The organism is Caulobacter sp. GW822-FHT01G02, from assembly GCF_058802865.1.
Genome location: NZ_JBXAON010000003.1, coordinates 464688 through 488664 on the forward strand (window position 1 = coordinate 464688; position 23977 = coordinate 488664).

General features: G+C 68.1%; 18 protein-coding genes. 10 read left to right on the forward strand and 8 right to left on the reverse strand.

All coding sequences use genetic code 11. The annotated features are described in order from the left end of the window. The first annotated feature begins 74 nt into the window (after positions 1 to 74). Positions 75 to 1697, forward strand: a complete 1623-nt coding sequence (locus AC1RNC_RS11140) for a family 43 glycosylhydrolase (protein ID WP_492886208.1) — start codon at positions 75 to 77, stop codon at positions 1695 to 1697. A gap of 63 nt (positions 1698 to 1760) precedes the next feature. On the opposite strand, the gene AC1RNC_RS11145 is transcribed toward AC1RNC_RS11140, so the two are convergent. Then, on the reverse strand, positions 1761 to 3437 hold the full coding sequence (locus tag AC1RNC_RS11145) for a M61 family metallopeptidase (protein ID WP_492886210.1): 1677 nt from the start codon (positions 3435 to 3437) through the stop codon (positions 1761 to 1763). Between the two features lie 149 nt (positions 3438 to 3586). Further along, entirely contained in the window at positions 3587 to 4183 is a 597-nt protein-coding gene (locus AC1RNC_RS11150; protein ID WP_492886212.1) for a TetR/AcrR family transcriptional regulator, read from the reverse strand. A 201-nt stretch (positions 4184 to 4384) separates the two neighbouring features. Between AC1RNC_RS11150 and AC1RNC_RS11155 the strand changes: the two genes are divergently transcribed. Genes AC1RNC_RS11155 through AC1RNC_RS11165 form a run of 3 tightly spaced genes read left to right on the forward strand, consistent with a single transcriptional unit; the run spans position 4385 to position 10164 of the window. Beyond that, a complete protein-coding gene (locus tag AC1RNC_RS11155) occupies positions 4385 to 5557 on the forward strand; it encodes an efflux RND transporter periplasmic adaptor subunit (RefSeq protein WP_492886214.1) in 1173 nt (390 codons plus the stop codon). 12 nt (positions 5558 to 5569) lie between these two features. Then, the gene (locus AC1RNC_RS11160; RefSeq protein WP_492886216.1) at positions 5570 to 8734 is read left to right on the forward strand and encodes an efflux RND transporter permease subunit; all 3165 of its coding nucleotides are present in this window, start codon (positions 5570 to 5572) and stop codon (positions 8732 to 8734) included. Positions 8735 to 8736: 2 nt separating this feature from the next. Beyond that, entirely contained in the window at positions 8737 to 10164 is a 1428-nt protein-coding gene (locus tag AC1RNC_RS11165) for an efflux transporter outer membrane subunit (protein ID WP_492886218.1), read from the forward strand. 388 nt (positions 10165 to 10552) lie between these two features. On the opposite strand, the gene AC1RNC_RS11170 is transcribed toward AC1RNC_RS11165, so the two are convergent. Beyond that, on the reverse strand, positions 10553 to 11020 hold the full coding sequence (locus AC1RNC_RS11170; RefSeq protein WP_492837129.1) for an Lrp/AsnC ligand binding domain-containing protein: 468 nt from the start codon (positions 11018 to 11020) through the stop codon (positions 10553 to 10555). 434 nt (positions 11021 to 11454) lie between these two features. Between AC1RNC_RS11170 and putA the strand changes: the two genes are divergently transcribed. The 5 genes from putA (at position 11455) to AC1RNC_RS11195 (ending at position 17897) form a co-directional block, all read left to right on the forward strand. Further along, entirely contained in the window at positions 11455 to 14544 is a 3090-nt protein-coding gene (gene putA, locus AC1RNC_RS11175; RefSeq protein WP_492886569.1) for a bifunctional proline dehydrogenase/L-glutamate gamma-semialdehyde dehydrogenase PutA, read from the forward strand. A gap of 38 nt (positions 14545 to 14582) precedes the next feature. Beyond that, on the forward strand, positions 14583 to 14846 hold the full coding sequence (locus tag AC1RNC_RS11180; protein ID WP_492886220.1) for an antitoxin: 264 nt from the start codon (positions 14583 to 14585) through the stop codon (positions 14844 to 14846). Further along, positions 14843 to 15124 carry a type II toxin-antitoxin system RelE/ParE family toxin gene (locus tag AC1RNC_RS11185; RefSeq protein ID WP_395444673.1) on the forward strand — a complete coding sequence of 94 codons (282 nt, stop codon included), beginning with the start codon at positions 14843 to 14845 and terminating at the stop codon, positions 15122 to 15124. The genes AC1RNC_RS11180 and AC1RNC_RS11185 overlap by 4 nt, the downstream gene beginning before the upstream one ends. A gap of 92 nt (positions 15125 to 15216) precedes the next feature. Then, positions 15217 to 16581, forward strand: coding sequence for an alpha/beta hydrolase family protein (locus AC1RNC_RS11190; protein WP_492886223.1), 1365 nt, complete (start codon positions 15217 to 15219; stop codon positions 16579 to 16581). Next, entirely contained in the window at positions 16578 to 17897 is a 1320-nt protein-coding gene (locus AC1RNC_RS11195; protein WP_492886225.1) for a glycoside hydrolase 5 family protein, read from the forward strand. Before AC1RNC_RS11190 ends, AC1RNC_RS11195 begins: the two co-directional genes overlap by 4 nt. Here AC1RNC_RS11195 and AC1RNC_RS11200 read toward each other — a convergent pair. Next, positions 17894 to 19312 (reverse strand): S41 family peptidase, encoded by a 1419-nt coding sequence (locus AC1RNC_RS11200; RefSeq protein WP_492886227.1) that lies wholly within the window; start codon positions 19310 to 19312, stop codon positions 17894 to 17896. The genes AC1RNC_RS11195 and AC1RNC_RS11200 overlap by 4 nt on opposite strands. A 169-nt stretch (positions 19313 to 19481) precedes the next feature. Between AC1RNC_RS11200 and AC1RNC_RS11205 the strand changes: the two genes are divergently transcribed. Further along, positions 19482 to 21092 carry a carboxylesterase/lipase family protein gene (locus AC1RNC_RS11205; RefSeq protein ID WP_492886229.1) on the forward strand — a complete coding sequence of 537 codons (1611 nt, stop codon included), beginning with the start codon at positions 19482 to 19484 and terminating at the stop codon, positions 21090 to 21092. Here the strand turns inward: AC1RNC_RS11205 and AC1RNC_RS11210 are convergent. From AC1RNC_RS11210 to AC1RNC_RS11225, 4 genes are all read right to left on the reverse strand, one after another. Beyond that, a complete protein-coding gene (locus tag AC1RNC_RS11210; protein WP_492886231.1) occupies positions 21073 to 21228 on the reverse strand; it encodes a hypothetical protein in 156 nt (51 codons plus the stop codon). The genes AC1RNC_RS11205 and AC1RNC_RS11210 overlap by 20 nt on opposite strands. Positions 21229 to 21482: 254 nt before the next feature. Then, positions 21483 to 22307 (reverse strand): flagellin, encoded by an 825-nt coding sequence (locus AC1RNC_RS11215; protein ID WP_492886233.1) that lies wholly within the window; start codon positions 22305 to 22307, stop codon positions 21483 to 21485. Positions 22308 to 22636: 329 nt separating this feature from the next. Then, positions 22637 to 23464 carry a flagellin gene (locus tag AC1RNC_RS11220; protein WP_492886235.1) on the reverse strand — a complete coding sequence of 276 codons (828 nt, stop codon included), beginning with the start codon at positions 23462 to 23464 and terminating at the stop codon, positions 22637 to 22639. 213 nt (positions 23465 to 23677) lie between these two features. After that, positions 23678 to 23878, reverse strand: coding sequence for a hypothetical protein (locus tag AC1RNC_RS11225; RefSeq protein WP_492886237.1), 201 nt, complete (start codon positions 23876 to 23878; stop codon positions 23678 to 23680). Positions 23879 to 23977 lie beyond the last annotated feature (99 nt).

Here is a 23977-nt window from a genome sequence, read left to right on the forward strand (position 1 = left end):
TTCCCGGGCCGCTAGGGTAACGGCGACGAGCGCCCCTTCGAAGCAATGGAGGCGCGGGTCCGGGAGAAACGCACATGGTCGACATCAACCGCCGCGGCGCGCTGGGCTCGCTGCTGACTGGCGTCGGCCTCGCCGCCATGCCCGCCGCCAGCGACGCCGCCCAGATGGGCCTGCTGCCCGCCAAGACCGTCGCGGGACCGACCTGGGCCAAGGGGATCGAGGGCCAGCGCAAGGCCGACCTCGGCGACGGTACGTTCCTCAATCCGATCCTGGCCGGCGACCACCCCGATCCGTCGATCCTGAAGGACGGCGACGACTACTACATGACCCATTCGTCGTTCGACGCTTATCCGGGCCTGCTGATCTGGCGCAGCAAGGACCTGGTGAACTGGACGCCGGTCGTCACCACACTGAGGACCAATGTCGGCTCGATCTGGGCGCCCGAGATCTGCAAGCACAAGGGCCGCTACTACATCTACCTGCCGGCCAAGCAGCCGAACAACAACACCAGCTACGTGATCTGGGCCGACAGGATCGAAGGCCCCTGGTCCGAGCCGGTCGACCTGAAGCTGCCGCGCTACATCGACCCCAGCCACGTCGTCGACGAGCACGGCGAGCGCTGGCTGTTCCTGTCCGGCGGCGACCGCATCAGGCTGGCGCCGGACGGCCTGTCCACCGTCGGCGAGCCCGAGCACGTCTACAATCCCTGGCGCTATCCGGATGACTGGGACGTGGAGGGCTTCTCGCCCGAGGGCCCCAAGGTCATGAAGCGCGGCGACTACTTCTACCTGGTCACCGCCGTGGGCGGCACCGCCGGCCCGCCGACCGGCCACATGGTCATAGTCGCGCGCTCGAAGTCGCTGGCCGGCCCATGGGAGGACCACCCGCGCAACCCGGTCGTGCGCACCGTCGACAACAGCGAGACATGGTGGTCGCGCGGCCACGCCACCCTGGTCGAGGGTCCGACGCCCGGCGACTGGTGGACGGTCTATCACGGCTACGAGAACGGCTATTACACGCTTGGCCGCCAGACCCTGCTGGCCCCCGTGACCTGGACCGCCGACGGCTGGTTCGAGGTCGGCGGCGGCGATCTGTCGAAACCCATTCCAAAACCCAAAGGCGGCAAGTCCGGCCCGCACGGCAAGGCGCTTTCCGACGACTTCTCGACCGACAAGTACGGCGTGCAGTGGGCGTTCTTCGATCCGAAGCCCGGCGAGCAGAGCCGCATCAGTCGCGCCCATGGCGTCATGACCCTGAAGGGCGCCGGCGAGGCCCCATCCAGCGGCGCGCCGCTGATCTTCGTCAACGGCGACCAGGCCTACGAGATCGAGTGCGAGATCGAGGTCGATCCGGACACCCGCGCCGGCCTGATCCTGTTCTACGACCGCCAGCTCTATTGCGGCCTGGGCTTCGACGCGAAGAATTTCGTCACCCACCAGTACGGCATCGAGCGCGGGCGGCCCGCCAACCCGCACGGCGCCCGAATGCTGATGAGGCTGCGCAACACCCGCCACATCGTGGCCTTCCACACCAGCGGGGACGGCGGTCAGACCTGGAAGCGCTTCGACCGGGGCATGGAGGTCAGCGGCTACCACCACAATGTCCGCGGCGGCTTCCTGATGCTGAAGCCGGGCCTCTACGCGGCCGGCAAGGGCTCGGCGCGGTTCCGGAACTTCCAGTACCGGGCGCTGGACTAGATTTCCGATAAGTGTGAAGCGGCTATCGGATCGAAAAATGCTCTAAACTTTTGAAATAGAGCCTCAAAGGCCGGTCAGCGTTCTGACGCAGGCCCGCCGCTGGTCCGGCGGCAGATTCAGCGGAACGGACAGGCGCTGGAAGGTCACGCGCGTCTTGCCCTCGGGCTTGTAGCGGATCTCCCGCTCCACGCCGGCCGCGTCAGCGACACGATAGGTCAGATCAACGCTGGAGTCGTTCGCCGCCCCGCCCTCGCGGCCCAGCCGCTTCATGCCGTCACGCAGGCCCGCGGCATATGCGGGCCCAGCTGGATCGACACCCGCGAAGACACCTTTCGCGGCGGTGGCGTCGGTGTCGAAGCCGACATCGAAATTGGGCTGGATGACAGTCTCCACCGTCAGGCAGGCGAAAGCATCGGGCGGTAGGATCAAGGTCTCGCCACGCATCTCGTAGCGGTCGATGTCCGGCAGGGCCGGGCGTCCGGCGATCTTCTCGAAGGCCACCTCGATGTTCGGCCGCAGCCCACTCTCGGGATTCCGGCTCTTCAGCAGGCGCATCTGTCGCATCACCATGTCCAGACCGCGCCCGTCCCGGCGTAGCTGGGCGTCGAACAGGGCGGCCAGCATCGCCCCGCGCTTGTAGGCGACGTCCTCGACGTCGTGATCCGTCCAGTAGACCTCTGTGATGCGCTTCTCGGTCGCGTTACGGGCCGGCGAGACGCCATAGGCGCGCAGCCATTCGTTCCAAGACGCGACGTAATCCTCCAGGCTGAACAACCCGGCGCGAAGCAGCAGTCGCTTCGTGTAGAAGTCGGTGAAGCCCTCTGACAACCAGGCCGTCGAGCGGTGCGCGGCTTGGGCGCCTAGCTGGCCATTGTTCCAGGTGTGGAAATACTCATGGGCCAGCAGGGGGAGCACCTCCTTGAGGCTCAGCGAGGTTCCGACCCATAGCGCGAAGCCGTCGGTGCGCCCCGTGCCGCTGTAGGCCTCGAAGACCCGGGGAACCAGCGGCGCCAGGGTGACCAGGAACGGGCTCGCGCCATCGCCCCAGAAGTCGCGTTCGGCCTTGATGATGCGGAAGGCCGCGTCGGCGAAGATCGGATCGTCGAAGCGGTCGAAGGTTCCCAGCGCCGCGATCCGCGTCCCCGCGTTGGCGCCAGCGCCGTTGATGATCCGCAGGCGCGGCGAACCCATCACGACGCCATGCAAAACGTCCTCGACCGCCTGGGGGCCTGGTGCGCTCAGGTCGGAGACGAGGCGAAAGCCCTCGGGCGCGCCGCCCCAAGCGAAGGTCGCCGCTTCGTCGCGCCGGCCGGCCGGAAAGGCGAAGACCACTTCACCCGCCGCATAGAACCAGTCGGGCAGGACGATCGGCTTGGTCTGGGTCTCGTCCTGGGTGGTCGGCGCCTTATCGTAGCCCGAACGGATCTGGTAGCGGGCGTGCAGCGCCGCGCCCGGCGCGGCGTGGATCTCGGCCCCGCCCTCGGGCCTGGGCGTGACAGACCTGGCGCCGGTGATCTCCAGGCCTTCGGCGAACCGACCGGGCCGGGTGTCGCCCTGGAAGCTGTCGATGAATTTCAGGACGGTCAGGCCATCCTCGTCGCCCTCGAAGTCGATATCGACCGCCAGGGCCTTCAGCGCGCCGTTCTCGACGACCGGCGACAGGGCGTAGCGGACGGGCTCGGCCTTCGCCGCGGCCCCCAGCAGGAGCGCGACCAGCACCCCGACGGACAAGCGCCTCACGCCCCAACTCCCGCAATCTCAGATAGCGGATAGTCTAGCGAGCGACCGAAGGTCCAGCTAGTCGCCCGGCGCGCGTGTCGGCCACGGCCACCGTCAGCGGTGCGAGGATGACCGTCCAGGCCCAGGACACGGCGCAGGGCGCCTCGCCCCTACCCCAACAGGTGCCGCACCGTCGAGCGCAGGACGTCGGCCAGGGCGTCTCGGTCGAGATCCGGGTGGTTGACGCCGCGCATCAGCAGGCCGTCGAAGATCATGCCGACGACCTCGCAGCGCGCCTGGAACTCGGCCTCGCTCCACTCGGGCTTGCGATCGCGCCCCATCATGGTCTGGGCCAGGGCCCGCTCCTGATCGTCGGCGGCGCGGACGATGGCGGCGACCTTGGGATTGCGGGCGGCCTCGGCCACGACTTCCAGGGCCAGCGTCGCGCGGCGCGGATCGAAGCACTTGTCGATGCCCTCGGGCAGGTGCGCCTCGATCGCGTCCAGCAGGGCGCCCGGCCGACTCTCCATCTCGGCGAACTTGTCGCGCATCTCGGCCAGGTCCTGGGCGACGATGGCGGCGATGATCGCCTCCTTGTTCTCGAAATAGCGATAGATCTGCCCGACGCTCAGGCCGGCCGCCTTGGCGATGTCCGCCATGCTGGCGCCGTGGAAGCCCGACTGCCTGACCCGCTCGCACGCCGCGTCCAGAATCTGCTGGCGACGCGATTCCGGCGACGGTCGGCTCGGATGCGTCTCGTCAGACATCGAAGGTTTCACTTGGGAAATTCCCGCTTGGCATTACATTTCCGTTAGGTCAGGCGACGGCATAGGGTGCGGAGGTTGACTTGCGACACTACCGCATCTATGTCCAGCCCACTTGAGAATGAACGTTCATTCTCAAATTGTTCATCATGCCGGTTTCGTCAAGGGCAATAGCCCGCGAAGCCACCGCATCCGGGGTCAAATATGCAATTCCAACGCTCGGCCGCGATCACGGCCGCGGGGCTCTCCGCCGTCGCTCTCACCCTCGCCGCCTGCGGTCAGGGCAAGGGAGGCGCTGGCGGCATGGGCATGGGCGGTCCGGCCGAGGTCGGCTACATCGTCGCCCAGACCCAGCCGGTCGGCCTGACCACCGAACTGTCGGGCCGCACCTCGGCCTTCCTGGTCTCGGAGGTTCGCCCGCAGGTGGGCGGCGTGATCAAGGCGCGCCTGTTCACCGAAGGCTCGACCGTCCGCGCCGGCCAGTCGCTCTACCAGATCGACCCGGCGACCTATCAGGCCACCGTCAACAGCGCCGCGGCCGCCCTGGCCCAGGCCCAGGCGACCGCCACGGCCGCCAGGCTGAAGGCCGACCGTTACAAGGGTCTGGTCGAGACCGGCGCGGTGTCCAAGCAGGACAATGACGACGCCCAGGCCGCCGCCCTGCAGACGGCCGCCGCCGTCGCCGTGCAGAAGGCCGCGCTGGACAACGCCCGCATCAGCCTGAACTACACCCGCGTCGTCTCGCCGATCTCGGGCCGCATCGGCAAGAGCGCGGTGACGCCGGGCGCGCTGGTCACCGCCAGCCAGGCCGCCCCGCTGGCCACGGTCCAGGACCTGTCGAAGATCTATGTCGACCTGACCCAGACCTCGGCCGAGCTGCTCAAGCTCCAGCAGCAGTTCGCCAGCGGCAAGGTCGGCCGCACCAATTCCGCCCAGGTCACCCTGACGCTGGAAGACGGTTCGACCTATCCGATCCCGGGCCGCCTGGAGTTCTCGGACATCACGGTCGATCCGGGCACCGGCTCGGTGACCCTGCGCGCCATCTTCCCGAATCCGAACGGCCAGCTGCTGCCCGGCATGTACGTCCGCGCGGCCCTGGGCCAGGGCGTGGCGCCCACCGGCATCCTGATCCCGCAGGCGGCCATCCAGCGCGACCCGAAGGGCGCCGCCATGGTCAGCGTGGTCGGCGCCAAGGGCGCCGAGCCGCGCCCGGTGACCCTGGGCCAGACGGTCGGCGACAAGTGGCTGGTCACCAGCGGCCTGAACCCGGGCGACAAGGTCATCACCGAGGGTCTGCAGAAGCTGCGCCCCGGCGCGCCGATCAAGCCCGTTCCGGCCGGCAGCAAGCCCGCCGCTCCGCAGCAAGCCCAACACTAAGGCGGGCCCACGATGCTTTCGCGTTTCTTCATCGACAGGCCCATCTTCGCGTGGGTCATCGCCATCGTGATCATGCTGGCCGGGGCGCTCGCCATCCGGACCCTGCCGATCGCGCAATATCCTGAGATCGCCCTGCCCCAGGTAGCCATCTCGGCCAACTATCCCGGGGCCTCGGCCAAGACGGTCGAAGACAGCGTCACCCAGGTCATCGAACAGAAGATGAAGGGCCTCGATGGTCTGGACTACATGTCCTCGACCAGCGACAGCTCGGGTTCGGCCACGGTGACCCTGACCTTCAAGGCCGGCACCAACATCGATATCGCCCAGGTCCAGGTCCAGAACAAGCTGCAGACCGCCACCGCCCTGCTGCCGCAAGAAGTGCAGCAGCAAGGCCTGACGGTCGCCAAGTCGGCGCGTAACTTCATGATGGTGGTGGGCCTCTATTCGGAGGATCCCCAGACCACCAACACCGACCTGGCCGACTATCTGGCCAGCAATATCCAGGACCCGCTGAGCCGCGTCGACGGCGTCGGCGACATCCAGCTGTTCGGCGCCCAGTACGCCATGCGCATCTGGCTGGATCCGCAGAAGCTGGCCAGCTTCAGCCTGACCCCGGCCGACGTCGCCACCGCGATCCGGGCCCAGAACGCCCAGGTCTCGGCCGGCCAGCTGGGCGGCGCGCCCAACCTGCCGGGCACGGGCCTGAACGCCACGATCACGGCCCAGTCGCGCCTGCAGACCCCCGAGCAGTTCCGCCAGATCATCATCAAGAACAGCACGGGCGGCGCCACCGTGCGCCTGGCCGACGTGGCCCGCGTCGAGCTGGGCGCCGAGAACTACATCTCGGTCGCCAAGTTCAACGGCCACCCGGCCGCGGGTCTGGCCATCAAGCTGGCCCCCGGCGCCAACGCGCTGGACACCGCCGCCGCCGTCAAGGCCAAGATGGCCCAGCTCGAGAAGTCGTTCCCGGCCAGCTACAAATACGTCGTCCCCTACGACTCGACGCCGTTCGTGAAGCTGTCGATCGAGGAAGTGGTCAAGACGCTGATCGAGGCCATCGTGCTGGTCTTCATCGTCATGTTCCTGTTCCTGCAGAACTGGCGCGCGACCCTGATCCCGACGATCGCCGTGCCTGTGGTGCTGCTGGGTACGTTCGGCGTGCTGTCGGCCTTTGGCTACTCGATCAACACCCTGACCATGTTCGGCCTGGTGCTGGCCATCGGCCTGCTGGTCGACGACGCCATCGTCGTGGTCGAGAACGTCGAGCGCGTGATGTCCGAAGAGGGACTCTCCCCCAAGGAAGCCACCCGCAAGTCGATGAACGAGATCACCGGCGCCCTGATCGGCATCGCTCTGGTGCTGGCCGCGGTGTTCGTGCCGATGGCCTTCTTCGGCGGCTCGCAGGGCGTGATCTATCGCCAGTTCTCGATCACCATCGTCTCGGCCATGGCCCTGTCGGTGCTGGTCGCCCTGATCCTGACGCCGGCCCTGTGCGCCACGCTGCTGAAGCCCGTCGAGGCCGGCCACCACGAGCACAAGACCGGCTTCTTCGGCTGGTTCAACCGTAGCTTCAACGACCTGTCTTCGCGCTACCAGGGCTCCGTCCGCGGCATCCTGGGCAAGAGCGGCCGCTGGATGGCGATCTACGCCGCCATCATCGTGGTCATGGCCCTGCTGTTCGTCCGCCTGCCCAGCGCCTTCCTGCCGGAAGAGGACCAGGGGATCATGATCACCCTCGTCCAGCTGCCCGCCGGCGCGACGGAGGAGAAGACCCAGGCCGTGCTGACCCAGGTGCGCGAGCACTTCCTGGGCGCCGAGAAGGACGCCGTGCAGTCGGTGTTCACCGTCTCGGGCTTCAGCTTCAGCGGCGCCGGCCAGAACGCCGGTCTCGCCTTCGTCCGTCTGAAGGACTTCGAGCACCGCAAGGCCGCCAAACTCAAGGCCCAGGCCGTCGCCGGCCGCGCCATGGGCGCCTTCAGCCAGATCCGCGACGCCATGGTGTTCGCCGTGATCCCGCCGTCCGTGCCGGAGCTAGGCACCTCGTCGGGCTTCGACTTCCAGCTGCAGGACATCGGCGGCGTCGGCCACGAGACGCTGATGAACGCCCGCAACATGATGCTGGGCATGGCGGCGCAGGATCCGAACCTGGTGGGCGTGCGCCCCAACGGTCAGGACGACACCCCGCAGCTGAAGATCGAGGTCGACCAGGCCAAGGCCGGCGCCATGGGCCTGACCACCGCCGACATCAACAGCGCGCTCAGCGCGGCGTGGGGCGGCTCATACGTCAACGACTTCATCGATCGCGGTCGTGTGAAGAAGGTCTACTTGCAGGCCGACGCGCCCTACCGCATGACGCCCGAGGACCTGAACCGCTGGTACGTCCGCAACGACCAAGGCCAGATGGTTCCCTTCCCGGCCTTCGCCACGGCCAGCTGGACCTACGGCTCGCCGCGCCTCGAGCGCTACAACGGCCTGTCGTCGATGAACATCCAGGGCTCGCCCGCCCCGGGCAAGAGTTCGGGCCAGGCGATGGCGGCCATGGAGAAGCTGGCGGCGCAACTGCCGCCTGGCGTCAGCTACGAGTGGACCGGCCTGTCGGCCCAGGAACGTGAATCCGGCAACCAGGCGCCGGCCCTGTACGGCATCTCCATCCTGGTGGTGTTCCTGCTGCTGGCCGCCCTCTACGAGAGCTGGTCGATCCCGCTGGCCGTCATCATGGTGATCCCGCTGGGCATCGTCGGCGCCCTGCTGGCGACCTTCGTCCGCGGCCTCAGCAACGACATCTACTTCCAGGTCGGCCTGCTGACGACCATGGGCCTGGCGTCCAAGAACGCCATCCTGATCGTCGAGTTCGCCAAGGACCTGTACGAGAAGGGCATGAGCCTGATCGACGCGACGCTGGAGGCGGTTCGTCTGCGCCTGCGCCCGATCATCATGACCTCGCTGGCCTTCGTCTTCGGCGTTCTGCCGCTGGCGATCTCCAACGGAGCCGGCTCCGGGGCCCAGCACGCCATCGGCACCGGCGTGATCGGCGGCATGATCTCGGCCACCCTCCTGGCGATCTTCTTCGTCCCGCTGTTCTTCGTGGTCGTCGAGAAGATCTTCAAACCCAAGCACAAAGGCCATGACGAAGCGGTCGCCCAAGCTGGCGAAGCGCCGTCGACGGAGGCCCACTGATCATGTTCCGTAGTCTTACCCTGATCCTGCTGGCCTCCACGGCGGTCAGCGCCTGCACCATGGCCCCGCGCTATGAGCGCCCGGCCCTGCCGGTCGCCCAGGCCTGGTCCACGCCGACGCCGGAGCCCACGGCGTCCGTCACGGCCGCCGACCTCGACTGGCGCCAGGTGCTGGTCGATCCGCGCCTGCAAGGCGTGGTCGACCTGGCCCTCAAGCAGAACCGCGACCTGCGCGTGGCGGTGCTGAACATCGAGAAGGCCCGCGCCCAGTACGGCGTCCAGCGATCGGCCCTGTTCCCGGGGATCAACGGCGTGCTCAGCGAGCAACGCAACCACTCCCCGGCGGCGGTCTCGCAGATCCCCGGCGCGACCGGCGGGTCGATCGACACCGAGGTCTACAGCGCCACCATCGGCTTCACGGCCTATGAGCTTGACCTGTTCGGCCGCGTCCGCAGCCTGAACGCCCAGGCCCTGCAGAGCTTCTTCGCCACGCAGGAGACCAGCCGTTCGGTCCGCATCAGCCTGATCGCCGAGACCGCCAACGCCTGGCTGACCCTGGCCGCCGACCAGGAGCGCCTGGCGCTCGCCAGGGACACCCTGACCACCCGCGAGGACACGCTGCGCCTGACCCAGCAGCAGGTCGACGGCGGCGTCGGCTCGCTGGCCACCCTGCGCAACGCCCAGGTCCAGGCCGAGACGGCTCGGAGCGACATGGCGGTCTACACCGCCCAGGTCGCCCAGGACCGCAACGCCCTGACCCTGCTGGTCGGCGCCGACGTGCCCGCTGACCTGCTGCCGTCAAATGGTCCGGGCGGTAGCCTGGCGTCGGCCCGGATCCTGGCCGACCTGCCGGCGGGCCTGCCCTCGGACGTGCTGGCGCGTCGCCCCGACGTGCTGGCGGCCGAGCACCAGCTGCAGGGCGCCAACGCCAATATCGGCGCGGCCCGCGCGGCCTTCTTCCCGCGCATCAGCCTGACCGGCTCGCTGGGCTCGAGCAGCACCGAACTGGGCGACCTGTTCAAGAGCGGCAGCAAGGCCTGGAGCTTCACGCCCCAGATCAGCCTGCCGATCTTCGCCGGCGGGGCCAATGTGGCCAACCTGAACGTCTCCAAGGCCAACCGCGACATCGCCGTGGCGACCTACGAGAAGACCGTGCAGACGGCGTTCCGCGAGGTCTCCGACGCCCTGTCGGTGCGCGACACGGTCGGCGACCGCCTCGCCGCCCAGGAGCGCCTGGTCGTGGCCGCCACCGACAGCCAGCGCCTGTCGCAACAGCGTCGCGACGCCGGCCTCGACAGCGCCCTGACCCTGCTCGACAGCCAGCGCACCCTGTATTCGGCCCAGCAGGGCCTGATCACGGCGCGCCTGGCGCGGGCGACCAACCTCGTCACCCTCTACAAGACCCTCGGCGGCGGCGCGCCCGCGGCCTGAGGCTGAACGAACACGAGCTCCCCGGCGAGAGCCGGGGTGGTTCGCTGGCCATCATCCCCCACCCCGATGGTCGCGAACGGAAGGGCGTTCTCCTCCCCCCATCCCTGGAGGCGCCCTTCCACCCTTGTGGTGGGACTTGCCCGTTCCGCCCGCCCTTCAGCGCGTATGCGAACGGACCGGCCAACCCGGAATGGGGCGGATCATGCCAGAGGTTGTGTGACCCGACAGATGATTGCGATAAATCTAGGCCTATCGACACGAAGGCGGCTCTCCCAAGGTCCACCCTTGTGACGAACGTCAGGGCCGACGCATCCAACCGCGTCGGCTCGGCAAGGCCGCGCCACTGCCCCACAGGTTGGCGCGGTCTCTCGCCCCCTCAGCCCAACGTCTAGAGCGGCAGTTGCACCGTGCTCTTGACCTCTTCGAGAACCGCATAGGTCCGGGTCTCGCGCACGCCGGGCATCTTGACCAGGATGTCGCCGAGGAAGCCGCGATAGGCCTCCATGTCGCGCACCCGGGCCTTGATCAGGTAATCGAACCCGCCGGCCACCATGTGGCACTCCAGGATCTCGGGCGCGCGGCGCACCGAGGCGGCGAAGTCCTCGAACACCTCGCCCGTCGTGCGCTCCAGCACCACCTCGACGAAGATCAGCAGCGCCCGGTCGACCTTGGCCGGATCCAGCAGAGCCGCGTAGCCGGTAATGTAGCCGCGCTCGCGCAGTCGCCGGACGCGGTCGAAAGTGGCCGCCGGCGACAGGTTGCAGCGCTTGGCGAGTTCGGCGTTGGTGACACGGCCGTCGGCCTGCAAAACCCTCAACAGGCGGCGATCGGTGTCATCCAGAGCGGAAATGGCCATATTGAACTTTCGCCGAAGAAGCTTCGAAAATCAGCGGATACAAACGTAGCACATTCGTAATGCCTAGCGTTACACCTCCGATCGTTCCAGCCCCGCCCCGCGCCCTCCCCCTTAAAAGGCGCCCGGCGAAAACGGCCAGCCCGTAGGGGTGGAACACACGCGACGCTCGCCCCTCTCCCCCTAACCGGGCGTCGCGCAAGAGAGGAAGGGGCGCGATACTCCCCCAGCACGCGCCCCTTCCTCCCTCCCCATTTCTTCATCCTCGCTTCCGGAGCATGCCTCGGCGCGCGCCTTCCGCCATGCTGGAGCGGATGATCATTTTCCGCGACTTTACCGAAGAAGATACAGCCCCACCACGCGACAAACGAAGCACCTTTGCCCGAAGCCGAGTTAGACCGATGATATCCTAAACCAAGGGAACGACCATGACCGACTTGGCCCACTGGGACAGCCTCGACGACGGCAAGTATCGCGACGAAGCCGCGGTGATCGCCGACCTGCTGGCCGCCAAGCCCCTGTCCAGCGAGGACCGCGCCGCCGTCCGCGCCGAGGCCGAGGCCCTGGTCCGCGGGGCCCGTCGGTCCGTCCGCAAGCAGGGCGTGGTCGAAAGTTTCCTGCAGGAGTTCAGCCTGGGCACCCGTGAGGGCCTGGCGCTGATGTGCCTGGCCGAGGCCCTGCTGCGCACCCCCGACGACGACACCCGTGACAAGTTGATCGCCGAGAAGATCGGCTCGGCCGACTGGGCCAGCCACCTGGGCGGCAGCGACAGCCTGTTCGTCAACGCCTCGACCTGGGGCCTGATGCTGACCGGCAAGATCGTCGAGCCCGACGATGACGCCAAGAAGGACCTGCCCGGCTTCATCAAGAAGATGGCCGGTCGCCTGGGCGAACCCGTCATCCGCGCCGCCGTCGGCCAGGCCATCCGCATCATGGGCGAGCAATTCGTCCTTGGACGGACGATTGAGGCCGCCATCAAGCGCGCGGCCGGCGAGAACACCATGTGCTCGTTCGACATGCTGGGCGAAGGCGCCCGCACCGCCGCCGACGCCGAGCGCTACGAGAAGTCCTATGCCGACGCGATCCAGACGGTCGGCAAGCTGTCGAACGGCGCCGGTCCGGAGAAGGGCCACGGCGTCTCGGTCAAGCTCTCGGCCCTGTGCCCGCGCTATGAAGCGACGCACGAGGATCGCGTGTGGGAAGAGCTCTATCCCCGCACCCTGCGCCTGGCCAAGATCGCCGCCCACCACAACCTCAACTTCACGATCGACGCCGAGGAAGCCGACCGCCTGGCCCTGTCGCTGAAGCTGCTGGACAAGCTGTGCCGCGAGCCGGAGCTGGGCGACTGGCAAGGGCTGGGCCTGGCCGTCCAGGCCTATCAAAAGCGCTGCGGCGAGGTTATCGCCCGCCTGCGCGCCCTCTCCGAAGAGACTGGCCGCCGCCTGATGGTCCGCCTGGTCAAGGGCGCCTACTGGGACAGCGAGATCAAGCGCGCGCAGGTCGCCGGCCGCCCGGACTATCCGGTCTACACGACCAAGCCGGCCACCGACCTGTCGTACCTGGTCAACGCCAAGGCCCTGATCGCCGGCGCCCCGCATCTCTACGCTCAGTTCGCCACCCACAACGCCCACACCCTGGCGGCCGTGGTGCGCATGGCCAAGAACGCCGGCGTCAAGATCGAGCACCAGCGCCTGCACGGCATGGGCGAGGCGCTCTACAAGGCCGCCGACGACCTCTATGACGGCGTCACGCTGCGGGCCTACGCGCCGGTCGGCGGCCACGAGGACCTGCTGCCCTATCTGGTCCGCCGCCTGCTGGAGAACGGCGCCAACACCAGCTTCGTACACGCCCTGCTGGACGAGCGGGTGCCGGTCGAGAAGGTCGTCACCGACCCGATCGACACCGTCGAGGCCCACCCGGACCGCCACGCCAAGATCCCGACGCCGATCGAGGTCTATGGCCCGCGCCGGAAGAACAGCGCCGGCCTCGATCTGTCGGTGAAGGCCGACCGCCAGCGCTTGGAGGCCGCCGTCACCGCCCTGGACGCCGTCACCCTGGCGGCTGGCCCGCTGATCGACGGCAAGATCAGCGCCGGAACCCCGCCGCTGCCGGTCGTCGCCCCGGCCGACGACCACAAGGTGGTCGGCGCGGTCTCGGAAGCCCAGGCCTCGCAGATCGACGAGGCCTTCCGCCTGGCCCGCGCCGCCCAGCCGGCCTGGGACCGCGCCGGCGGCGCCGCTCGCGCCAAGGTGCTGCGCGCCATGGCCGACGCCCTGGAAGCCGACATCGACCGCCTGATCGCCATCCTGGCCCGCGAGGCCGGCAAGACCCTGAGCGACGGGATCGCCGAGGTCCGCGAGGCCGTCGACTTCTGTCGCTACTACGCGGTGCTGGCCGAGGATCAGTTCGGCGACGGCGAGGTGCTGAAGGGCCCGGTCGGCGAGACCAACACCCTGCGTCTGGCCGGTCGTGGCGTCTTCGTCTGCATCAGCCCGTGGAACTTCCCGCTGGCCATCTTCACCGGCCAGATCGCCGCCGCGCTTGCCGCCGGCAACGCCGTGCTGGCCAAGCCCGCCGAACAGACCCCGCTGATCGCCTTCGAGGCCGTGAAGCTCTACCACGCCGCTGGCCTGGACCCGCGCCTGCTGGCCCTGCTGCCCGGCCGTGGCGAGACGGTCGGCGCGGCCCTGACCAGCCACGAAGGCCTGGACGGCGTCGCCTTCACCGGCGGCACCGACACCGCGTGGCGGATCAACCAGACGCTCGCGGCCCGCCAGGGTCCGATCGTGCCGTTCATCGCCGAGACCGGCGGCCTCAACGGCATGTTCGTCGACACGACGGCCCAGCGCGAGCAGGTGATCGACGACGTGATCGTCTCGGCGTTCGGCTCGGCCGGCCAGCGCTGCTCGGCGCTGCGCCTGCTGTTCCTGCCGGAAGACACCGCCGACCACATCATCGACGGCCTGAAGGGCGCCATGGACGCCCTGGTCATCGGCGACCCGGCCCTGGCCGTCACCGACGTCGGCCCGGTCATCGACATCGAGGCCAAGGGCGCGCTCGCCAAGCACTATGTCCGCCTGACCGAGGAAGCCAAGGTGCTGCACGTCCTGACGGCGCCAACGAACGGGACCTTCTTCGCGCCGGTGCTGGCCGAGATCCCGGCCGCCGACTTCCTGGAGCGCGAGGTGTTCGGACCCGTTCTGCACGTGGTGCGCTACAAGCCGGAGAACCTCGAGCAGGTCGCCGGCGCGCTGGCCGCCCGTCGCTACGGCCTGACCCTGGGCGTCCACTCGCGGATCGAGAGCTTCGCGGCCGACGTCCAGCGCCTGGTCCCGGCTGGCAACGCCTATGTCAACCGCTCGATGACCGGCGCCGTGGTCGGCGTCCAGCCGTTCGGCGGCGAGGGCCTGTCCGGCACCGGCCCCAAGGCGGGCGGCCCGCACGCCCTGCTGCGCTTCGCGGTCGAGCGCGCGGTCAGCGTCAACATCACCGCCCAGGGCGGCGACCCGGCGCTGCTGAATCTGTAGGACTTGACGCCATCGGCCGCCGGCGAGACTCTGCGCCCATGGCCGATGGCTTCGACATCCATATCGATCGAGAACAGGCCGCCCAACTGAAGGTCGCGGCGGACAGCGTCGGCATGTCTGCGTCCGAGTATGCGTTGGCCCTCATAGATGCTGGCTTAACGGGCGCGCTTCCGAAGAGTATCGATCCAGATCCCGCCATCGACGAGGCTATCGCCGACGCCATCGAGCGCGGCGAAGAGCCGACCATGACCCTCGACGAATTCAGCGCTCATCTGCGCCGCGTGAGCGCGGCCCTAGATTGACCTTCACGGTTTCGGTCTCGGTCCGCGCCAAAAGAGACTTCAACCGTCTTGTCGTCTGGCTCTTAGTCCGCGACGCACGTGCTGCCGCCAGGCTTGGCCCGCTTGTCGAAGAGGCCGTGAACAGCCTGGCGGAAGCGCCCTTGAGAGGCCGCCTAGCCGGTCCGACTGTCCGCGAGATCAACATTCCCTTTGGCCAGCATGCCTACATCGTCCGCTATCGCGTCGATGGATCGCAAGTGAACGTCATCCGTATCTTGCACAGCCTGCAGCGTCGGTAGACGCCACCGCCGAATCTGCGATGGCCCATCTTCACAACCGTCACGCGTAGCGCCTAAGCTTCCCGACAAGAGTTAGGGGAGTTTCGGATCACATGCGTTTCCTGCCTCGCGCGGTCGTCGCCGCCGCCCTGTTCGCGCCCGCGATCGCCTCGGCGCAAGTCGGGCCGATCGTCGGTGACTGGTACGGGACGCTGGACACCCCGCGCGGCAAGCTGCCGGTGGTGTTCCACATCAAGCCGGACGGCTCGGCCACGCTGGACAGCCCCCGGCAGATGGTCAAGGGCATGCCGGCCAGCGCGACCCTGGCCAAGGGCAAGATGACCCTCACGCTGAGCGCCGCGCCGGCGGGTTTCGAGGGAACGGTCTCGGCCGACGGTCAGGCCGTTCAGGGCGAATGGTCCCAGGGCGGGGCGGGCCTGCCTCTGACCATCAGCCGCGCCGCGCCGGTCGTGAACCGTCCGCAGACGCCCAAGCCGCCCTTCCCCTATCGCGCCGAGGAGGTCTCGTACCGCAATCCGGCCTCGGGCCTGAAACTGGCCGCAACCCTGACCTTGCCCGAGAGACCGGGACCGTTCCCGGCCGTGGTGCTGATCAGTGGTTCCGGCACGCAGGACCGCGACGAGACGATCTTCGACCACAAGCCCTTCCTGGTCATCGCCGACGCCCTGACGCGCAAGGGCGTCGCGGTGCTGCGGGTCGACGATCGCGGGGCGGGCGGTTCGGACAAGGGCGATCCCGCAACGGCCGGCATCCCCGCCTTCGCCACCGACGTGGCCGCCGGCGTCGCCTTCCTGCGGGCGCGCGGGGACATCGACCCGGCCCGCATCGGCCTGATCGGCCACAGCGAGGGCGGCCAGATCGCGCCGCTGGTCGCCGCCGACGACCCCCGCATCGCCTTTCTGGTGCTGATGGCCGCGCCGGGCGTCGACGGAACCGCGCTGCTGCTGGCGCAGAACCGGGCGCTGTTCACGGCCAATGGCCTGCCCGCCGATCAGGTCGAGATCATGATGAAGAACCGAGCCGAATGGTTCCAGGCCGCCCGCGACGCCCAGGACGTCGACGACGGGCGCGCGCGGCTGAACGCGGTGCTCGACCGTCAAGGCCTTCCCGCGACTTCGCCCCAGCGCGCCCAGGTGTTGGCCCTCTCCAGCGCGGCGGGACACTATATGCTGAACGCCCGCCCCGCCGACGCCCTGGCGAAGATCAAGGTCCCCGTCCTGGCCATCGGCGGCTCGAAGGACCTGCAGGTCGACGCCAAGACCAACCTGGCCGCGATCCGCGCGGCCCTGGCCGGCGACGCCGACGTGACGGTCAAGGAACTGCCGGGCCTGAACCACCTGTTGCAGACCGCCGATACCGGCCTGGTCATCGAGTACGGCCAGATCGAGGAGACCATCGCTCCCGTCGCCCTAGCCACGATCGTCGACTGGACCGTCGCCCACGCGGCGAAGAAATGACCGCCTCGCGCCGCCAGCTCTTGGCGGGCCTCGCCGCCCTGCCTGCGCTCGGTGCGTCGGCCACGCCGCCCAAGGGTTTCGTCGCCGTCAAGGACGGCCGCCTCGCGCTGGACGGCAAGCCCTACCGCTTCGTCGGCGCGAACCTCTGGTACGGGGCCTGGCTGGGCTCGCCCGGCCCCACCGGCGACCGCGCGCGGCTGGGGCGCGAGCTGGACCGGCTGACGGCCCTGGGGGTCACCAACCTACGGGTCCTGGGCGCGGGCGAGCGCTCGCCGGCCAAGGCCGCCGTCTCGCCGACGATGCAGGAGGAGCCCGGCGTCTACAGCGCCGACCTGTTGAAGGGCCTCGACTGGCTGCTGGCCGAAATGGCCCGCCGCGACATGAAGGCGGTGATCTACGTCAACAACTTCTGGGACTGGTCGGGCGGCATGCCGGCCTATCTGAACTGGGTCGGCAACGGACCGTGGTTCGAGGCCAGCGATCCGAAACATCCGTGGCCGGAATATCCGGACTATTCGGCCCGGTTCTATGCCGACGCCAAGGCCAACGCCCTGTTCCGCCGCTACCTGACCAGCCTGGTCCAGCGCACCAACAGCATCACCGGCAAACCCTATCGCGACGACCCGACCATCATGGCCTGGCAGTTGGCCAACGAGCCACGTCCGGGCGGGACGGAGGCCAAGGCCGACACGCTGCTGCCGCCCTACCAAGCCTGGATCCGCGAGACCTCGGCCCTGATCAAGTCCCTGGACCCGCGCCACCTGGTCTGCACCGGCAGCGAGGGCAGCATGGGGTGCCTGCGCAGCGAGGCCTGCGCGCTGGAGGCTCACCGGCCGGCGACCATCGACTACGTCACGCTGCATGTCTGGCCCAACAACTGGAGCTGGATCGATCCCAAGAACCAGCCGGCGACCTACACCGCTGGCGAGGCCCGCTGCCGGGAGTACGTGGCCCGCCACATCGCCCTGGCCAGGTCGCTCAACAAGCCGCTGGTCATCGAGGAGTTCGGCCTGATCCGCGACACCCGCGCTTTCGCGCCCGGCTCGGCGACGGCCGACAAGGACCGCTTCTACCGCGCGATCTATGGCCTGGCCCTGGACGATATGAAGGCCGGCGGCCCGACGGCCGGGACCAACTTCTGGGCGTGGAACGGCGAGGGCCGCGCCCAGCACGGCGACGCCTGGTTCGCGCCCGGCGACAAGAGCTTCGTCGGCGATCCGCCCCAGGAGGAGCAAGGCCTCTACGGCGTCTTCGACACCGACGCCGCGACCCTGGCGGTGATCGCCGAGCACGCGGCCGCGGTGAAGGCGCTCTAGGGAGCGGCCGTCAGCGCCAGAGCCTGCCGCACCGCCTCGGGCAGGCGCGGGGCCAGGCGGCGGGCCTTGAGGGCCGGGCCGTCCGTGCCGCGGAAGCCGACCAGGACGTCGGGCTCGACCCCGCCGATCTCGTTGGAGCCATCGGCCCGCAGGCGCAGGCAGTCGGGCAGCGACAGGCGGCCGCCGCTGTTCTTCAGCACCACGGGTCCGGCCTCGGTGGCGTGGCCGCAGCCGGCGCCCAGGGTCGGCGAGCCCAGGATGATCCCGGCCCTGTTGTCCTGGATCATCGCGGCGAATTCCTCGGAGGCGCTGGCCGACTTGCCATCGACCAGCACGATCAGCGGGCCGGACCAGACGCCTTCGCGCCAGGACCATTTGGCCGGCTCGAACACCGACTGGCCCCACGGCTTGTCGGCCAGGGCCAGCGGATCGGCGGAAGCGCGCGGGCCGCTGCTGTAGCCGGCGTCGATCAGCAACGGGCAGGCCTGGCCCTCGACGCAGGGCGCGCGAGCCTCGGCGGCGCGACGGCGCAGCTCCTTGGCCTCGGCCAGCAGGGCGGCCTTGGCGGCCCCCCGCTCACCGCCGACATTGTTCTCGATATCCAGGGCTCGGGCGTCGAGCTGGTCGGCGGCCTGGGGCGAGCGCACCAGGCGCACCGGCGCGCTCTTCAGGCGTATGGACGTGACCATGCGGGCGGCGATTTCGGCCCATTCGCGGCCGCCGCCATTGCCGGCGAGATCGATCATCAGCACCTGCGCGCCCGCGGCCTTCACGGTCGCCAGACGCGCGGCGAAACGATCGGTCAGTTCCTGGTAGACGGCGGTGTCCAGCTTGCTCGAGCAGTCGCCGTCGCACGGCTTGTCCAGCGGCAGCTGCAGCTTGGCGGCGGCGGCCTCACAGACGGCGGGGTCGGCCATGAAGATGTTGATCTGCACGACACCGATCTTGCGGTCGTCGACGGTGACCAGACCGCCCGGGAACTCGCGAGCGCCCTCGCCCGTGTCCAGCGGCGTCCAGCCCGGCAGGCCCGAGGCGACCGGCGGGCGGGGCCGGAAAGGGCGCTGGTCGGCGCAAGGCGTGGCGGACGGGGCCGTGACCTTGGGCGCCGGAACGGCCGGGCTCCAGTCGACCCGCACATGGCCGTCAGCCAGGGACGCCAGGGCGCGATCCAGCAGGGCGCGCGCCTCGGCGTCCGACGTGGTCTTGGCCAACCCCGCCTCGACCGCCTTGAAGCTGGTGTCGAGGTTCAGGCCCCGGTCGATCGTCAACCAGTCGAGATTGGCGTAGCGACTGCCCAGCGCCGCGCGAATCTGACGGGCGTCCTCGATCCACGGCGCGGGATCGTAGGCCAGGGCGGGCGCGGCGAGGCCCATCAGGGCGACGGCGGCGACGGCGGCGCTGAGGCGCGAAATCATGAAGGTTCCCCGGAAAGCTTCACCAAGCCTCCTAGTCGCCGAACGCCGCTACGCCACGTTAAAACGACGAAAGGTGCGAAGTCCTGGCGGGTCGAAAGTGGATTGTTACCGGTGTCATTCGTGCTACCGCTACGGCAAAGCGCGCCAGGAAGGCGCCGGAGGAACCGCTGTGCACACCGCCACCCGCCGCACCCTGATCACCGGCGCCGCCGCCCTGGCCGCTTATGGCGCCCTGCCCCGCGCCGGCTATGCGGCCGAGAAGCGCTCCCCGGTCGTGGCCACCACCGCCGGCAAGGTGCGCGGCTATGTCGAGGACGGGGTCAGCGTCTTCAAGGGCCTGCGCTACGGCCAGGACACCGGCGGCGCGCGGCGCTTCATGCCGCCCGTCAGGCCCGAGCCCTGGACCGAGGTGAAGGACGCCCTGACCTATGGCGCGTCATGCCCCCAGGGCAAGGGCGAGGAAGAGGTCCAGTCCGAGGACTGCCTGTTCCTCAACGTCTGGACCCCGGCCAAGGCCGGCAAGACCGGCCTCGCGGATGGCGGCAAGCGGCCGGTGATGGTCTACATCCACGGCGGGGCCTACAACACCGGCTCGGGCAGCCATCCCTGGTACGTGGGGACCAAGCTGGCCAAGCGCGGCGACGTCGTGGTGGTGACGGTCAACCACCGCCTGAACGCCTTCGGTTATCTGTATCTCGCCCGCCTGTTCAACGATCCGTCGGTGGCCGACAGCGGCAATGCGGGTCAGCTGGATCTTGTCCTGGCCCTGCGATGGGTGCGCGACAACATCGCCGCCTTCGGCGGCGATCCCGGCCGGGTGATGCTGTTCGGCCAATCCGGCGGCGGGGCCAAGATCGCCACCCTGCTGGCCCAGCCCAACGCCAAGGGCCTGTTCCACCGCGCCGCCACCATGAGCGGCCAGCAGGTCACCGCCGGCGGCCCGTTCAATGCGACGAAGCGCGCCAAGGCGTTCATGGAGAAGGTCGGCGCCCAGGACCTGGCGTCCTTGCGCGCCCTCTCGGCCGACAAGATGGTCGAAGGGCTGCGGGCCGTCGATCCGATCGCCGGCGCGGGCGGGGTCTATATGGGGCCGGTGCTGGACGAGCGGACCCTGGACCGCCACCCGTTCTTCCCCGACGCCTCGCCGGTGGGCCTTGGCGTGCCGATGATGTGTGGCAACACCCACGACGAGACCAAGGGCTTCATCGGCTGGGACGCCGGGGCGTTCCCCAAGAGCTGGGACGAGGTGATCGCCCGCCTGCCGGGCCAGTTCAACGCCCGCATCGACATCGATCCCGAAACGGTGGTGGCCTTCTACCGCGAGACCTATCCGACCTATTCGCCGTCGGACGTCTATTTCGCCGCCTCGACGGCTGGCCGCTCGTGGAAGGCCGCGATCATCCAGGACGAGGAACGCGCCAAGGCCGGCGCGCCCGCCTTCGCCTACCAGGTCAACTGGAAGTCGCCCAGGGACGGCGGGATCTTCGGCGCGCCGCACACCATCGACATCGGCCTGGTGTTCGGCACGCTGGACGCCAAGGGCTCGATCGTCGGGACGGGGCCGGAGTCGGTCACCATGTCGAACACGATGAGCGACGCCTTCGTGCGCTTCGCCGACACGGGCGACCCGAACGGCGGCGCCCTGCCGAAGTGGGAGCCCTACACCCTGCCCCGCCGCCAGACGATGGTGTTCGACACCACGACGCGGCTGGAGGACGACCCGCGCGGGGCCGAGCGCGCGTTCTTCAACCGCGTGCCGTTCACTCAGTTCGGGACTTGATCTCGTAGGGGAGCGTCGGCGGCAGATGCTGGACCAGGATCCGCGACGTCGGTTCCCGATCGGGCTGCACGGGCGGCGGCTCGCCGAAGACGGCGACCCACAGGGCGATCCACGCCTGACGCTCTTCGTACTCCACCGGGCGAACTCCTTTCGGGGGTTCCAATGGCTCGGCGGAACAAGGGGTTGCTGGTTAACGCGCGGGTAACCAGACTTTCGTGCTGGAGCTTCCGCGGGAAGCCCCCGTAACGCGGGAAGCTGTCGCGGAACGATCGAGGTCGCCGAGGCGGCGGTCTGGCCCCTTTGGCGCGTCTCAACGAGAGATCGGACAAAGAAAAAGGGCGAGTCCGAAGACTCGCCCTTTCGACGACCTTTCGGTCGAAGACGTCCGGCTTAGCGGAACAGGCTGAGGATCGACGAGCTCGAGGAGTTCGCGATCGACAGGGCCTGGATGCCCAGCTGCTGCTTGGTCTGCAGCGACTGCAGCTTGGCGCTTTCCTTGGCGAGGTCCGCGTCCACCAGGTTGCCGACGCCGGCGTCCAGGCTGTCCTGCAGCTTGCCGACGAAGGTCAGGTGGGTGTCGAGGCCGGTCGAGGCCGTACCCAGCGAGGCCAGCTTGTTGGTGGCCGTGCCGATGGCCTTGTCGATCGTGGTGATCATCGCCTTGGCGGACGAGGCCGAAGTGAAGGTGGGGCTAGCGGTCCCCAGGCCGAGACCGGCCAGGCCCAGGGTCTGGGCCTTGACGGTGAAGCCCGAGCCGTCCGAGTTGGCCAGGAAGGTCATTTGCGTGGCCTTGCCGTCGGCCAGGCTGACGCCGTTGAACTTGGCGTTGTCGGCGGCCTTCTGGACCTGTTCGCGCAGCGAGTCGAAGTCCGACTTCAGCGCGCTGAACGAGGCGGTGTTCAGCGAGGTGTCGGAAGCGGCCAGGGCCTTTTCCTTCATCTTGCCGAGCAAATCGGTGATGGTGTCGCCGGCGGCCAGGGCCACGTCGATGGTCGACTGGCCGCGCTGCAGCGAGTCCTTCACCGAGTTCAGGGACGACGAGTTGGCGGTCTGCGTCTTGGCCATGGCCCAGATCGCGCCGTTGTCCTTGGCGTTACCGACCTTCTTGCCGGTGTTGATGCGTTGCTGGACGACGCCCAGTTCGCTGTTGGTGGTGTTGAGGTTTTGCAGGGCGATCAGCGCGCCCGAGTTCGTGTTGATGCTGTTCAGCGCCATGACGAAACAACTCCTATTCGAGGTGTTCCGGCGTCGTTTTGACAACCGGCGGGCGTTTTGCCCGCCGCGACACTATGCCACCCGCTCTTTCAATATTGTTGATGAGCGACAGGCCCTGACTGAATCATCGAACCTCTTCCTTAAGAAACAAGGCCTGGACGTTAGGACTCATTACTATATTTCCGCAAGTGTCCCAAATTGGCACACATTCAAACATCCCTCCTTCTACCCGACGGCTCCCACCTAGACTCTGAGAGACTGCGCGCAAAAGAAAAAGGGCGAGTCCGGAGACTCGCCCTTTCGACGACCTTTCGGTCGAGGTGTCCGGCTTAGCGGAACAGGCTGAGGATCGACGAGCTCGAGGAGTTCGCGATCGACAGGGCCTGGATGCCCAGCTGCTGCTTGGTCTGCAGCGACTGCAGCTTGGCGCTTTCCTTGGCCAGGTCGGCGTCCACCAGGTTGCCGACGCCGGCGTCCAGGCTGTCTTGCAGCTTGCCGATGAAGGTCAGGTGGGTGTCGAGGCCGGTCGAGGCCGTACCCAGCGAGGCCAGCTTGTTGGTGGCCGTGCCGATGGCCTTGTCGAGCGTGGCGATCATCGTCTTGGCAGCGCTGGCCGAGGCGAAGGTCGAGGTCGCGGTCGTGCTCAGGCCGAGACCGGCCAGACCCAGGGTCTGGGCCTTGACGGTGAAGCCCGAACCGTCGGAGTTGGCCAGGAAGGTCATCTTCGAGGCCTTGCCGTCAGCCAGGCTGACGCCATTGAACTTGGCGTTGTCGGCGGCCTTCTGGACCTGTTCGCGCAGCGAGTCGAAGTCCGACTTCAGCGCGTTGAACGAGGCGGTGTTCAGCGAGGTGTCGGAAGCGGCCAGGGCCTTTTCCTTCATCTTGCCGAGCAGGTCGGTGATCGTGTCGCCGGCGGCCAGGGCCACGTCGATGGTCGACTGACCGCGTTGCAGCGAGTCCTTCACCGAGTTCAGCGCCGACGAGTTGGAGGTCTGCGTCTTGGCCATGGCCCAGATCGCGCCGTTGTCCTTGGCCGAGCCAACCTTCTTGCCGGTGTTGATGCGTTGCTGGACGGAGCCCAGTTCGGCGTTCGTCGCGTTCAGATTCTGCAGGGCGATCAGAGCGCCCGAGTTCGTGTTGATGCTATTCAGCGCCATAACGAAGTAACTCCTATTCGAGGTATTCCGGCGTCATTTTGACGACCGGTGGGCGTTTTGCCCAATACGAACCTCGCACAACGAGCTTACGGCTTCGTTTAATTTTCAGTATTCCATAATTAACAATTCAAACTATTTCGTTTACTATTAAAGCCAGATCAACTTTGAATTTGAATTAATGAGCGATAACACTTTGTATCAAAATGGCACATCTTAGGTATTGCCTATGATGACTTGGTAGTCGCCCAGCCCCTCCCCGGTTTCCCCGAGAGGCTCGCGCGGACTGGCGGCCGGACCTCGGCGGCCCGCCAGGTACAGACGGCGCGAGCGATAGGGCCTGGCGATCGCCCGGATGGTCACGATGAACACGAAACCTCTCCAGAGGTCGGCGAAAAGGCCGTTGCGGCGACGCATGACGAGACTCCTTGCTTTCCAGTTCAACGAAAGAAGGGGCCGACCGGCTCCCCGGGAGGGGGAAGGAGCCGGCCGGCCCCTCACGGCCGGTCGCTAGCG

Coding starts and splice junctions, on each gene's coding strand:
- AC1RNC_RS11140 (WP_492886208.1), top strand. CDS start 75: ATGGTCGACATCAACCGCCGCGGCGCGCTGGGCTCGCTGCTGACTGGC.
- AC1RNC_RS11150 (WP_492886212.1), bottom strand. CDS start 4,183: ATGTCTGACGAGACGCATCCGAGCCGACCGTCGCCGGAATCGCGTCGC.
- AC1RNC_RS11155 (WP_492886214.1), top strand. CDS start 4,385: ATGCAATTCCAACGCTCGGCCGCGATCACGGCCGCGGGGCTCTCCGCC.
- AC1RNC_RS11160 (WP_492886216.1), top strand. CDS start 5,570: ATGCTTTCGCGTTTCTTCATCGACAGGCCCATCTTCGCGTGGGTCATC.
- AC1RNC_RS11165 (WP_492886218.1), top strand. CDS start 8,737: ATGTTCCGTAGTCTTACCCTGATCCTGCTGGCCTCCACGGCGGTCAGC.
- AC1RNC_RS11170 (WP_492837129.1), bottom strand. CDS start 11,020: ATGGCCATTTCCGCTCTGGATGACACCGATCGCCGCCTGTTGAGGGTT.
- AC1RNC_RS11180 (WP_492886220.1), top strand. CDS start 14,583: ATGGCCGATGGCTTCGACATCCATATCGATCGAGAACAGGCCGCCCAA.
- AC1RNC_RS11190 (WP_492886223.1), top strand. CDS start 15,217: ATGCGTTTCCTGCCTCGCGCGGTCGTCGCCGCCGCCCTGTTCGCGCCC.
- AC1RNC_RS11195 (WP_492886225.1), top strand. CDS start 16,578: ATGACCGCCTCGCGCCGCCAGCTCTTGGCGGGCCTCGCCGCCCTGCCT.
- AC1RNC_RS11200 (WP_492886227.1), bottom strand. CDS start 19,312: ATGATTTCGCGCCTCAGCGCCGCCGTCGCCGCCGTCGCCCTGATGGGC.
- AC1RNC_RS11215 (WP_492886233.1), bottom strand. CDS start 22,307: ATGGCGCTGAACAGCATCAACACGAACTCGGGCGCGCTGATCGCCCTG.
- AC1RNC_RS11220 (WP_492886235.1), bottom strand. CDS start 23,464: ATGGCGCTGAATAGCATCAACACGAACTCGGGCGCTCTGATCGCCCTG.
- AC1RNC_RS11225 (WP_492886237.1), bottom strand. CDS start 23,878: ATGCGTCGCCGCAACGGCCTTTTCGCCGACCTCTGGAGAGGTTTCGTG.